Here is a 12679-nt window from a genome sequence, read left to right on the forward strand (position 1 = left end):
GCCTCGCGGCGCTGGAACCCCTGCGCGGACACACGGTCGTCGTCAAGTACGGCGGCCACGCGATGACCGACGACACGCTCCGGCGGGCCTTCGCACAGGACGTCCTCACCCTGCGGCGGGCCGGTGTCAGACCGGTCGTCGTGCACGGCGGCGGTCCGCAGATCGGCGCCCACCTGGACCGGCTCGGCCTCAAGTCGTCCTTCCTGAACGGGCTCAGGGTCACCACTCCGGAGACCATGGAGGTCGTCCGCATGGTGCTGTCCGGCAAGGTCCAGAAGGAACTCGTCGGCCTGCTGAACGAGGACGGCCCGTACGCCGTCGGCCTCAGCGGCGAGGACGGGCGCACCCTCACCGCCGTCAAGCGGTATGCCGAAGTGGCCGGTGAGCCCGTCGACATCGGGCTCGTCGGGGACGTGGCACGGGTGAACACCGCGGTCGTACGCATCCTGCTCGACAGCGGTCACATCCCGGTGGTCTCCTCCGTCGGCCGGGGCGAGGACGGGCAGGTCTACAACGTCAACGCCGATACGGCGGCCGGGGCGTTGGCGGCGGCCCTGGGGACGCGGATCCTGGTCGTCCTCACCGATGTTCCCGGGCTGTACGCCGACTGGCCCGAGAGCGACCAAATCGTCGACCGGATCGGCGCGGGTGAGCTGGAGCGGCTGCTGCCGGGGCTGAACGGCGGCATGGGACCCAAGATGGAGGCCTGTCTGAGGGCCGTCAGGGGCGGGGTCGGAGCGGCCCGGGTGCTCGACGGGCGTGCGCCGCACGCGCTGCTCGACGGGCTGGCCGGTGTCGTCGGAACGGGGACGACGATCCTGCCCTGAAGCTCCGCAGGGAGCGGGGCTGTTCGGCTGCGGGTGTGTGGGGCCGGCCACGCCCCGCGGCGGAGCCGCACATCGGCACAGCCCCGCGCCCCTAACGGGCCCGGGCTCCATGGTGGCGCCCTATCGGGATCACCAGCGGGGTGCCGCTGACCGGGTCCGTCGTGATCTGGCAGGTCAGGTCGAAGACGTCCTCGACGGTGGCGGCGGTGATGACCTCCGCGGGACTGCCTTCGGCGACGATCCGTCCGGACTTCATCGCGACGACGTGATCGGCGTACCGGCAGGCCTGGTTGAGGTCGTGGAGCACCATGACGACCGTGCGGTTCTCGCGCCGGTTGAGGTCGGTGATCAGGTCCAGTACGTCGATCTGATGGGCCAGGTCCAGATACGTCGTCGGCTCGTCGAGCAGCAGTACGGGGGTGCCCTGGGCGACCGCCATGGCGATCCAGGCACGCTGGCGCTGGCCGCCGGACAACTCGTCGACGGGCCGGTCCGCGAGGTCCGTCATGCCGGTGGCGTCCAGGGCTCGGCGCACGGCCTGCTCATCGGCCTTCGACCACTGCCGCCACCAGGTCTGATGTGGTGAACGGCCGCGGTTGACCAGGTCGATGACGGTCAGCCCCTCCGGCGCGAGCGGACTCTGCGGCAGGATGCCGAGGCGCTGGGCCAGCTCCCTGCTCGGTATCGACCGGATGGCCCGGCCGTCGAGGTGGACGGCTCCCTCTTTGGGCGCCAGCAGCCGGGCGAGGGCGCGCAACAGGGTGGACTTGCCGCACGCGTTGGCGCCGACGATGGCCGTGATCCGGCCCGGTGGTACGGCCAGGTCGAGGCCGTCCACGACGAGCCGGTTGTCGTAGGCCAGCCGCAGACCGCTCGCGCGCAGGTCCGGGTCGGGGGCCGGCACGCGGCCGGCCGGCCGGGGATCGGCCGGCGTGGGATCAGCCGACATGGGTTCAACCTCCTGAACCCGCGCGGTTGGCGCGGGCGAGCAGCCAGAGCAGGACCGGTGCGCCGAGCACTCCGGTGACGATTCCGACCGGCAGTTCCGTGCCGGGGACGAGCGTACGGGCGACGAGGTCGCCGCCGAGGACCACCAGCGCCCCGGTCAGTCCCGAGGCGACGGTCGGCGGCCAGGCCGTACGGGCCAGCCGCTGGGCGATCTGCGGCGCGGCGAGCGCCACGAACGCGACGGGACCCGCGGAGGCGGTGGCGAACGCGATCAGTCCGACACCGGCGAGCAGGATGGCGAGACGGACGGGCTGTACGCGCGTACCGAGGCCGGTGGCCACGTCGTCGCCGAGCTGGAGGGTGCGCAGCAGCCGGCCGAGCAGCAGTGCCGTCGGCAGCAGCACCGCCAGCGCGACGGCGAGCGGGCCGACCTGGTCCCACGTACGGCCGTTGAGGTTGCCGACCAGCCAGCCGAGGGCGGCCTGTGCCTGGAAACGTCCGCCCTTGGCCACCAGGTAGTCGGTGGCGCTCGTGCAGATCCAGGCCACGCCGATGCCGACCAGGATGATGCGGTATCCGGTGGTGCCGCGCCGCCAGGCCAGCGCGTAGACGATCAGGGCCGTGGCCAGGGCGCCGAACAGTCCGAGGGCCTGGGTGCCGAGGCCGCCGTCCCAGCCCAGCACGATGCCCGCGACCACGGCGGTGCCCGCGCCCTGGGTGAGGCCGATCATGTCGGGGCTGGCCAGCGGATTGCGGGTCATGGTCTGGAACAGGGCGCCGGAGACACCGAAGGCGATCCCGGCCAACAGTCCGACCAGGGCGCGCGGCAGCCGCAGTTCCCGCACCACGAGGACGGTTCCGGGGTCGCCGGAGCCCACCAGGGCTCGTACGACGTCGGTGAAGCCGATCGGATAGTCGCCGGTCGTCAGGCCCCAGCAGAACAGCAGGAAGGTGGCGGCGGTCAGCACCGCGCACAGGGCCACCAGCCGGGGGCGGAAGACACCGGAGACGGGCGGCAGGGTCAGCCGGTAGGTGCGGAAGCGGGGGCCACCGGGCGAATCGTCGGGAACCGGGCGGGATTTGAGCGCCTGCTTCGGGTTCGGCACGTTCACACCTCCGCCAGATTGCGTCTGCGGACCATGGCGATGAAGAACGGGCCGCCGATGAAGGCGACCAGTACGCCCGCCTGGATCTCGGTGGGCCGTGCCACCAGGCGTCCGAGGATGTCGGCGGTGAGCAGCAGGCTGGGGGCGAGCATCGCGGACAGCGGCAGCAGCCAGCGCTGGTCGGGGCCGATGCCCGCCGACTGGGCGAGCACACGCGCGACATGGGGGACCACCAGGCCGATGAAGACGACCGGGCCGATGACCGCGACCGAGGCCCCCGTCAGCAAGGTGACCGCTGCGACGCCCGCGAGCCGGACCAGGCCGAGGCGCCGGCCGAGCGAGGCCGCGACGTCGTCGCCGAGGGCGAGGCTGTTGAGGGCCGGAGCGCAGGCGAGCGCCAGCACCGCGCCGATGACGAGGAAGGGCAGGACCCGCCACACCATGCCGTTGTCCGCGTCCGCGAGCGAACCCGCGGACCAGAAGCGGAACTTGTTGAGCGCGTCCACGTCGGTGAGCACGATGGCCTGGGTGAACGACCACAGCATCGAGGTGACGGCGATTCCCGCGAGCGCCAGTTTCACCGGGGTCATCCCGGACCGCCCGAGACCGCCCAGCAGATAGACGGCCACCGTGGCGATCAGCGCTCCCGCGAACGCGAACCACACATACCCGTACAGCGAGTTGATCCCGAGCACGCCGACGGCCAGCACGATGGCGAAGGAGGCGCCGGCGCTGACCCCGAGCACCCCGGGGTCGGCGAGTGGGTTGCGGGTCAGGGCCTGCATCAGTGCACCGGCCAGGCCGAGAGCCGCGCCCGCCGCGAGCGCGAGGGCGGTACGCGGGACGCGCGCGGTCCAGACGACGTTGTCCACGAAACGGCTCGGAGCGTCGCCGAACAGGGCCCGGATCACCTGGTCCGGCGGGATGTTGGCCGCGCCGAGCGCGAGCGACAGCAGGCAGAGGACGGCCAGGACGACACCCAGCAGCGCCACGAGAAGGGCAGGGCGCGCTCTCTTGCCTGTCACCTTGCTGTCTTCTCCAACGGCCGACTCCCTTGGGTGGGGCGGGCCCGAATCGTAGAGGGAGCGCCCCCGCCGTGCGGAGACGGGAAGTTCCGCACGGCGGTGGCGTCCGGCCGGCCCTCGGGACCGTGCTGGGGCCGGGGTATCAGGGGCGGGTGGTGAGGTAGCCGCCCATGGAGGTGAAGTACTGCGTCGCGGGCAGCTCGCGGCCGTCCTCGGTCCGTACGCGAGTGATGGCCAGGCCGTGGTTGCGGCCGGTGCGGGCGTCGGCTCCGGCGACGATCACCACGCCCTCGCCCTCGCGGTAGAAGATGCGGCCGGGCGTACCGCCGTAGCGGCCCTGGGACACCACGGCGGCGAGGACCTCGATGCGCTTGCCCTTGTGGAAGGTGAAGGCGCTGGGGTACGGCTCGGACTGGGCGCGGACCAGGCGCTCCAGGTCTTCGGCCGGCCAGGCCCAGTCGATGCGGATGTCCTCGGCGGCCCGCTTGTGGAAGAAGCTGGCCTGGGACCGGTCCTGCTTGGTGAACTCCGTCTGCCCGGCGGCGATGAGGTCGAGCGCGCCGACGGTGACCGGGGCGATGAGGTCGACGGTCTTGTGGAAGAGGTCGGTGGCGGTGTCCGTCGGTCCGACCGGAACGGCCTCCTGGCGGACGATGTCACCCGCGTCGAGTTCGTCGTTCATCATGTGCGCGGTGACGCCCACTTCGGGCTCGCCGTTGATCAGGGCCCAGATCAGCGGGGAGAAGCCGGCGTACTTCGGCAGCAGCGAGTCGTGGACGTTCAGTGTGCCGTGGCGCGGCAGGTCGAAGATGCGCGGAGGGATCCAGGTCCGCCAGTTGTTGGCCACAAGGATGTCCGGGTCGGCCGCCTTGAGGCGCTCGAACAGCTCGTCGTCGTCGGGGCGGTTGCGGATCAGCACCGGGACGCCGTGCTCCTCGGCGAGGTCGGCGACGGAGTCGCTCCAGATTTTCTCGTACGCGTGCTCGCTCTTGGGGTGGGTCACGACCAGCACCACGTCGTGTTCGGAGTCCAGGAGGGCTTGCAGGGTGCGGTGCCCCCAGGTCTGGTAACCGAACATGACGACCCGCATGGGGTTCCTCCTCGAAGGCAGGGGATGGACCGGGGTCAGTAAAGCAAGGCTTACCTTAGTATGCAACGGGGGTGCGTACTGCCCCAGTTGGCGACCGCCGGTGCCGGATTGCCCGGTTCGTCCGGTCGACAGCCTTATGAGATTAGCTTAGGCTAACCTAAATTCCCGGTGGGCTCGGCCCGTTGGCATGCCCGCCTTTCGCACCTCGTACCTTCCCCCCCGCCTGACAGGCGACTGCCCCGCACGATGGGAGTGACATGTCACAGGTTCTTCCTGATGACGCACCACTGGTCCACGACCTCATTGGCATCGGTTTCGGACCGTCCAATGTGGCCATGGCGATCGCACTCGGCGAGCACAACGCCCGAGCCGGCGAGCAGGAGGCGATCACCGCTCACTTCTTCGAGCAGCAGCCGTGCTTCGGCTGGCACCGGGGCATGCTGATCGACGACGCGACCATGCAGGTGTCCTTCCTCAAGGACCTGGTGACGCTGCGGAACCCGGCCAGTGAGTTCAGCTTCCTCTGCTACCTGAAGAGCAAGGGCCGGCTGATCGACTTCATCAACCACAAGAACCTCTTCCCGCTGCGGGTCGAGTTCCACGACTACCTGGAATGGGCCGCGGCCCAGGTCGAGGACGCGGTCTCCTACGGCCACGAGGTCGTCGGCGTCGCGCCCGTCGTCCGTGACGGAGTCGTGGAGCACCTGGAGGTGACGGTCCGGTCGGCGGAGGGTCTCGCGGTCCACCGGGCCCGCAACCTGGTCCTCGGCACAGGGATGCGTCCGCTCATGCCGGAGGGTGTCGAGACGGGCGACCGGGTCTGGCACAACTCCGAACTGCTGGCGAAGGTCGACCAATTGGAGGGCACCTCGCCCTCCCGGTTCATCGTCGTGGGCGCCGGTCAGAGCGCCGCCGAGAACGTCGCCTACCTGCACCGCCGCTTCCCCGAGGCCGAGGTCTGCGCGGTCTTCTCCCGCTACGGCTACAGCCCCGCCGACGACAGCAGCTTCGCCAACCGGATCTTCGATCCCGCGGCGGTCGACGAGTACTTCGCGGCGCCCGAGAACGTCAAGCGGCGCCTGATGGACTACCACGGCAACACCAACTACTCGGTGGTGGACATAGACCTGATCGAGGACCTGTACCGGCAGACGTACCAGGAGAAGGTCCTCGGCACCGAGCGGCTGCGCTTCCTCAACGTGTCCCGGCTGACCGACGTCAAGGAGACCCAGGACACGGCCCGTGCCACCGTGACGTCCCTCGTCACCGGCGAGGAGACCGTCCTGGACGCGGACGTCGTGGTCTTCGCCACCGGCTACAGCCCCGCCGACCCCCTCGGACTCCTCGGCGAGGTCGCGGACCACTGCCTGCGCGACGACGAGGGCCGCGTCCGCGTCGAGCGCGACTACCGCATCGTGACGGACCCCGAACTGCGCTGCGGCATCTACCTCCAGGGCGGTACGGAGCACACGCACGGCATCACGTCGTCCCTGCTGTCCAACACCGCGACCAGGGTCGGGGAGATCCTGGACTCGCTCCTCGCCCGGGGAGTGAAGTCCCCCTCGGACGAGGCCCGGACGGTCGCCGCGTGAAACGCCCAGGCCATGCTTCTCCGGTGGATCAATAGGGATAACGTACTTCGCCATGGGCACGACTGCGGTTGAGCGCCCCGCGCCCAGGGGCACAGACGCCCGCCGGCGGCGGGTGGTGGGTTTGGGCATGCTGGTGGTGGTCCTCGTGGCCGCGGGGGTGGTGTCGTTGGCTGTCGGTGCGCGCGCGTTGACCCCCGCCGAGGTGTGGCACGGGCTGTTCGCGGCGCCCGACTCCGACCAGCGGCTCACCGAGATCAGGCTCATCGTGCGGACCGTGCGGGTGCCCCGGACGGTGCTCGCGATCGTGGCGGGCATCGCGCTGGGGGTCGGCGGAGCGCTGATCCAGGGGTACACGCGCAACCCCATCGCGGACACGGGCCTGTTGGGCGTGAACGCCGGTGCCTCGTTCGCCGTGGTGTCGGTGATCGCCGTGTTCGGGCTCTCCAACCCGTTCCAGTACGTCTGGTTCGCGTTCCTGGGAGCGGCGGTCGCCGGCGTCGTCGTGTTCGGCCTCGCGAGCATCGGCCGGGGCGCCGGCAATCCCCTGACGCTCGCGCTGGCCGGGCAGGGGATCACGGTGTTCCTCGCGGCGATGACCACCGCGGTCGCGCTGACGGACCTGGCGTCGCTGAACGCGCTGCGGTTCTGGAACGCGGGCTCCGTGGCCGGCGTCGGATTCGACGTCATCTGGCCGGTGACCGCGTTCATCGCGGTCGGGCTGGTGCTGGCCCTGGCCATGCTGCCCTCCCTCAACCTGCTCAACCTGGGCGACGACGTGGCGCGGGGCCTGGGAGTGAACATCGCGCTGAGCCGGACCGTCGGCATCGTCGCCATCACCCTGCTCGCGGGCGCGGCGACGGCGGCGTGCGGCCCCATCGCGTTCCTCGGGCTCATGGTGGCCCACGTGGCCCGGTACCTGACCGGTCCTGACTACCGCTGGCTGGTGCCGTACGCGGGACTGCTCGGCGCCATCGTCCTGCTGGTCTGCGACATCGTGGGGCGACTGGTGGTGCGGCCGGGCGAGTTGGACGCGGGTGTCCTCGTCGCCCTCCTGGGCGCTCCGTTCTTCGCGGTCCTGGTGTGGCGCGGAAAGTTCAAGAACGCATGAACGGGCCTGATGTGAAGAAGCCTGACGTGAAGCCAGACGTGAATCCATCGGTGGCGCCGGGTGTGCGGCTCGGCCAGGTCTCGTTCGTATGGCGGCCGTTGATCGTGTTCGTCACGCTGCTGCTGGCGGCGGCGACCTTCCTGGTGTTCTGCGTGTCCATTGGCGTGGGGGACTTCCCCATCGGCCTGAACCGGGTGATCGCCACGATCCTCGGCCGGGGCGAACGGGTCGACGAGTTCGTGGTCATGGACCTGCGGATGCCGCGCGCCCTGGCCGGGCTCGTCGTGGGCATCGCCCTCGGGGTGTCCGGCGCGATCACGCAGTCCATCGCGCGCAATCCGCTGGCCAGCCCGGACATTCTGGGGGTCACCGGGGGCGCCAGCGCGGTCTCGGTGTTCCTGGTGACGGTGTCGGGCGGGACCGCGACGGCGATCGTCAGCTCCGTGGGCCTGTCCGCGGCGGCGCTCCTGGGCGGGCTCGGCACGGGTCTGCTGGTGTACTTCCTGGCGTGGCGGCGCGGGGTCGACGGCTTCCGGCTCATCCTCATCGGCATCTCGGTGAGCGCGGTGATGGAGGCGATCACGACCTGGCTGTTGGTCACCGCCGACATCCGGGATGTGGCCAAGGCCCAGGCGTGGCTGGTCGGTTCGCTGGACAACCGGTCGTGGGGCGAGGTCCGGATCGCGCTCTGGTGCACGCTCGTCCTCCTGGTCGTCGTGGCGAGCGTCGCGTTCCAGTTCAAGCCGATGCACTTCGGCGACGAGATCGCCGCGGGCCTCGGCGTCCGGTACTCGATGGTGCGGGCCGTCCTGCTGCTGTGCGCGGTACTGCTGGCCGCCGCGGCGGTGAGCGCGGCGGGCCCGGTGCCCTTCGTCGCGCTGGTGGCGCCGCAGGTGGCGATGCGGCTGGCGAGATGTCCGACGCCGCCGATGGTGGCCTCGGGGCTGGTCGGGGCGCTGCTCCTGATCGGTGCGGACCTGGTGGCACGTACGGCACTGCCCATCAGTCTCCCGGTCGGTGTGGTGACCGCCGCGATCGGCGGCCCCTTCCTCGTCTATCTCCTGGTGCGGGCGAATCTCAGATAACTGGTACAAAGAGTTAGGCAGACCTAAGTAGGCAGAGGGGGATTCGTGGCCGCGCAGCACATCGCCGAGGTCGAGGCCGGGGTCGGTGACACCTCGCGGCTGGCAGCAAAGGGCGTCACGGTCGGGTACGGCGGCCGGATCGTCATCGACGAGCTCGACGTGGCCATACCCCCAGGGGTGATCACCACGGTCATCGGCCCCAACGGCTGTGGGAAGTCGACCCTGTTGAGGACCCTGTCGCGACTGCTCAAGCCGACCAGCGGGACGGTCGTGCTCGACGGCGACGACATCGTCAAGCTCAGGACCAGGGACGTGGCCAAGAAGCTCGGGCTGCTGCCCCAGGCGCCGGTCGCGCCCGAGGGGCTGACGGTGTCCGACCTGGTCGCCAGGGGCCGCCATCCGCACCAGAGTTGGCTGCGGCAGTGGTCCTCGGACGACGTCGCCGTCGTGGAGCGCGCGCTGGCCATGACCGGGGTGTCCGACCTCGCCGACCGTCCGGTCGACTCGCTGTCCGGCGGACAGCGGCAGCGCGTCTGGATCTCGATGACCCTGGCCCAGGGCACCGACCTGCTGCTGCTCGACGAGCCGACCACGTACCTGGACCTGGCGCACGCGATCGACGTGCTCGACCTGGTGGACGACCTGCACGAGTCGGGGTGCACCGTGGTCATGGTGCTGCACGACCTCAACCTCGCCACGCGCTACAGCGACAACCTCGTCGTGATGAGGGAGGGGGCGATCCTGGCGCAGGGGCATCCGCGTGACGTGATCACCGCCGAACTGCTCCATGAGGCGTTCGGACTGCGCGCCAAGGTGATCGACGATCCGGTCGGCGACCGGCCGCTCATCGTGCCGATAGGCCGCGCTCACGTCCAACTCGACTAGATCCGCATAAAGATGATGAAGTTAGGCTAGGCTAACCTCACTTCGCCAGGATAAGGTTTGCCTGCCCTAAGACAGGGTGCAGCGGACGGCGCTAAAGCAAGGGATCTGGGATGTTCCTCCTTCGAACGACGCGTATGAAGCCCTGGCGGCGGTTGGCGGCGACGGTTTCCGCGGCGGCGCTCGGCGTCGGTCTTCTCGCGGGATGTGGTTCCGACTCGAAGGACGAGTCCGACGACAGCGCCCCGGCTGCCAAGTCCGGCGCGTTCCCGGTCACCGTGGAGCACGCGTTCGGATCCACGAAGGTCGCCGAGGCCCCCAAGCGCGTGGTCACCGTCGGCTACACGGACGACCAGAGCGTCCTGGCGTTCGGCATCAAGCCGGTCGGCATGGTCGACCAGTACCCGAACCCGGCGGGCCAGAGCCCCGACATCAACACCCAGTGGCCCTGGGTGAAGGACAAGTGGGGCGACACGAAGCCCGAGGTCATCATGAAGAACGGTGACGCCGGCCCCAACTACGAGAAGATCGCGGCCCTGCGGCCGGACCTGATCATCGCGGTCTACTCCGAGGTCGACAAGGCCGCCTACGACAAGCTCTCCCAGATCGCCCCGACGGTGGGCCGTACCAAGGCCGAGAAGGAGCCGTTCAGCGCTCCGTGGCAGGACAACGCGCTGCAGATCGCCAAGGCGCTCGGCAAGGCCGACGAGGGCGAGAAGATGGTGGCGGCTATCCAGGCCCAGCTCGACACCGCCAAGAAGGAACACCCGGAGTTCGCCGACCAGAAGGCCGTCGCGCTGTCCTGGTACAAGGACGCGGTCAACCCCTTCACCTCCACCGACGTGCGCGGACAGCTGCTGACGGGCATCGGCTACAAGTACCAGACCGAGATCGACAAGGTCGCGGACGGCAGCTTCTCCGTCGCGCTGTCCCCCGAGCGCATCGACCTGGTCGACGTCGACCGCATCTTCGTCATCAACGACAAGGCGGACACGGCCGCCCTCAAGAAGTTCAAGCTGTTCACCAACCTGGACGCCGTGAAGAACGGCAAGGTCACGTACCTGCTGGACAGTGAGGGTCCGGCGATCGGCGCGGCCATCTCCCAGGGCACCCTGCTGTCCATGCCGTACGCGGTCGACGAGCTCGTCAAGTCGGCGGCCGGCTAAGGATGTCGATGGTCAACGGATCCCGTCCCCGACCCGATCTGGTTGTGGTGTGAGCACTACCGACACACGCGTCGCCCCGGCAACTCTGCGTACGGCGACCGGGGGTGAAGCCTCCCGCTGGGTCGCGGCACACTGCCGCGAGGTGCCGTGGCTGACCCTCTCCACCGTGCTCACCACGGTGGTGGGGGCGGCGCTCCAGGTACTCCCGGTGCTCCTGCTCGGCCGGGTGGTCGACGGGGTGGTCGGGGGCGAGTCCCGCTCGATCCTGGTCAGGATCGGGGTGTTGATGGTGGCCGCCGCGGTGTTCGGCGCGGTGGCCACCGCGGTCTCGACGTATCTGATCGGGCGGCTGGGCGCGGATCTGCTCGCGCGGCTGCGCGAAGGGGCCGTCCGGGCGGTGCTCGGGATGCCGAGCGAACGGATCGAGCAGGTCGGCCGGGGAGACGTACTGTCCCGGGTCGGCGACGACGTCGCCGTGATCTCCAAGGGCATCCGGACGGCCATCCCCACGGTGTTCTCGGCGGGAGTGCTGGTCGCCATCGCCACGGTCGGCATGTTCGGCCTCGACTGGCGGCTCGGCCTGGCGGGCGCCGGCGCACTGCCCGCGTACGCGCTGGCCCTGCGCTGGTATCTCCCGCGGTCCGCCCCGCTCTACCGGAAGCAGCGGGTGGCCCAGGCCGACCGCGCGCAGGCGTTGATCAGTGGCCTGAACGGGATCGACACGGTCCGGGCGTACCGCCTGGAGGGTGCCGTCCGCGAGAAGGTCACCAGCGAGTCGTGGCGGGTGCGCGAACTCGGCATCGAGGTGTTCCGGTTCTTCGGCCGGTTCGTCGGCAGGGAGAACCGCGCCGAGTTCATCGGCCTCGTCCTGATCCTCGTGGTCGGGTACGCCCTGTTGGAGGCCGATGCCGCCACCCTGGGCGAGGTGTCGGCGGCCCCGCTGATGTTCCACCGGCTGTTCACCCCGTTGGGCGCCATCATGTTCACCTTCGACGAGGCGCAGAAGTCGGGCGCGAGTCTGACCCGGCTGGTCGGGGTGCTGGGGGAGGACGCGGAGGACCGGCTGGTGGGCGACGAGGCCGTCACGCCCGCGGACGCCGTGTCCTACCAAGTGACGGTGGAGGGGCTGACGTTCAGCTATCCCGACACCGAGGAACCGGTCCTGAGGGATGTCGGTCTGACGATCCCGGCCGGTGGTTCGCTCGCGCTGGTGGGGGCCACGGGCGCGGGCAAGTCGACCCTGGCCGCGCTCATCGCCGGCATAGGGACCCCGCAGGCCGGGTCGGTGCGCGTCGGCTCGACCGACCTCGCCGGTCTGGACGAGGCCGGGGCGCGGGCCCTGGTGAGCATCCTGACGCAGGAGACACATGTGTTCTCCGGTCCGCTCGCCGACGACCTGCGGCTGGCCGCGCCGGAGGCGACCGACGCCGAGCTGATGGACGCGTTGCGCACGGTCGGCGCCGGCGGCTGGGGCGACGCGCTGCCAGAAGGGCTGAACACCCTGGTCGGCGAGGGCGGCGAGCGCCTGGACGTCACCAAGGTCGCCCAGATCGCCCTGGCCCGCCTGGTGTTGGGCCGCGCGCCGGTGGTCGTGCTCGACGAGTCGACCGCGGAGGCGGGCAGTGAGGGCGCCGCAGAGCTGGAGCGGGCCGTGCTGGCCGCGTGCGCGGGCCGGACCACGCTGTTCGTGGCGCACCGGCTGACCCAGGCGATGGCGGCGGACCGCATCGCCGTGCTGGACGCGGGACGCGTCGTTGAGCAGGGAACTCACGAGGAGTTGGTGGCTCTGGGCGGCCGCTACGCACGACTGTGGCGGGCCTGGCGCGAAGGCAGTTAGGTAAACCTAATTT

Annotated in this window: 11 protein-coding genes; 7 read left to right on the top strand and 4 right to left on the bottom strand. The window is 70.2% G+C overall.

From position 1 onward, the window contains the following. Window positions 1-11: 11 nt before the first annotated feature. Entirely contained in the window at window positions 12-827 is an 816-nt protein-coding gene (argB, locus tag AOK17_RS12730; RefSeq protein WP_281198602.1) for an acetylglutamate kinase, read from the top strand. Between the two features lie 91 nt (window positions 828-918). On the opposite strand, the gene AOK17_RS12735 is transcribed toward argB, so the two are convergent. The 4 genes from AOK17_RS12735 to AOK17_RS12750 all read right to left on the bottom strand — a co-directional run bounded on the left by AOK17_RS12735 (window position 919) and on the right by AOK17_RS12750 (window position 4996). Next, window positions 919-1776 (bottom strand): ABC transporter ATP-binding protein, encoded by an 858-nt coding sequence (locus tag AOK17_RS12735; protein WP_055612529.1) that lies wholly within the window; start codon window positions 1774-1776, stop codon window positions 919-921. Between the two features lie 4 nt (window positions 1777-1780). Then, entirely contained in the window at window positions 1781-2800 is a 1020-nt protein-coding gene (locus AOK17_RS12740) for a FecCD family ABC transporter permease (protein ID WP_245697127.1), read from the bottom strand. Between the two features lie 83 nt (window positions 2801-2883). After that, window positions 2884-3906 carry a FecCD family ABC transporter permease gene (locus tag AOK17_RS12745; RefSeq protein ID WP_245697119.1) on the bottom strand — a complete coding sequence of 341 codons (1023 nt, stop codon included), beginning with the start codon at window positions 3904-3906 and terminating at the stop codon, window positions 2884-2886. 142 nt (window positions 3907-4048) lie between these two features. After that, window positions 4049-4996, bottom strand: coding sequence for a methionyl-tRNA formyltransferase (locus tag AOK17_RS12750; protein WP_055612532.1), 948 nt, complete (start codon window positions 4994-4996; stop codon window positions 4049-4051). A 257-nt stretch (window positions 4997-5253) separates the two neighbouring features. Between AOK17_RS12750 and AOK17_RS12755 the strand changes: the two genes are divergently transcribed. The 6 genes from AOK17_RS12755 to AOK17_RS12780 all read left to right on the top strand — a co-directional run bounded on the left by AOK17_RS12755 (window position 5254) and on the right by AOK17_RS12780 (window position 12666). Further along, a complete protein-coding gene (locus tag AOK17_RS12755) occupies window positions 5254-6588 on the top strand; it encodes a lysine N(6)-hydroxylase/L-ornithine N(5)-oxygenase family protein (RefSeq protein WP_079052978.1) in 1335 nt (444 codons plus the stop codon). 52 nt (window positions 6589-6640) lie between these two features. Beyond that, window positions 6641-7696, top strand: a complete 1056-nt coding sequence (locus AOK17_RS12760) for a FecCD family ABC transporter permease (RefSeq protein WP_055612534.1) — start codon at window positions 6641-6643, stop codon at window positions 7694-7696. Further along, window positions 7693-8781 carry a FecCD family ABC transporter permease gene (locus AOK17_RS12765; protein WP_055612535.1) on the top strand — a complete coding sequence of 363 codons (1089 nt, stop codon included), beginning with the start codon at window positions 7693-7695 and terminating at the stop codon, window positions 8779-8781. The genes AOK17_RS12760 and AOK17_RS12765 overlap by 4 nt, the downstream gene beginning before the upstream one ends. Before the next feature lie 45 nt (window positions 8782-8826). After that, on the top strand, window positions 8827-9666 hold the full coding sequence (locus AOK17_RS12770; protein WP_055612536.1) for an ABC transporter ATP-binding protein: 840 nt from the start codon (window positions 8827-8829) through the stop codon (window positions 9664-9666). A 110-nt stretch (window positions 9667-9776) separates the two neighbouring features. Next, window positions 9777-10829, top strand: a complete 1053-nt coding sequence (locus AOK17_RS12775; protein ID WP_055612537.1) for an iron-siderophore ABC transporter substrate-binding protein — start codon at window positions 9777-9779, stop codon at window positions 10827-10829. Window positions 10830-10878: 49 nt separating this feature from the next. Further along, a complete protein-coding gene (locus AOK17_RS12780; RefSeq protein WP_055612538.1) occupies window positions 10879-12666 on the top strand; it encodes an ABC transporter ATP-binding protein in 1788 nt (595 codons plus the stop codon). The last annotated feature ends 13 nt before the right edge of the window (window positions 12667-12679 follow it).

Origin of the sequence: Streptomyces phaeochromogenes (genome assembly GCF_001418655.1) — a bacterium.
GTDB lineage: Bacteria > Actinomycetota > Actinomycetes > Streptomycetales > Streptomycetaceae > Streptomyces > Streptomyces phaeochromogenes.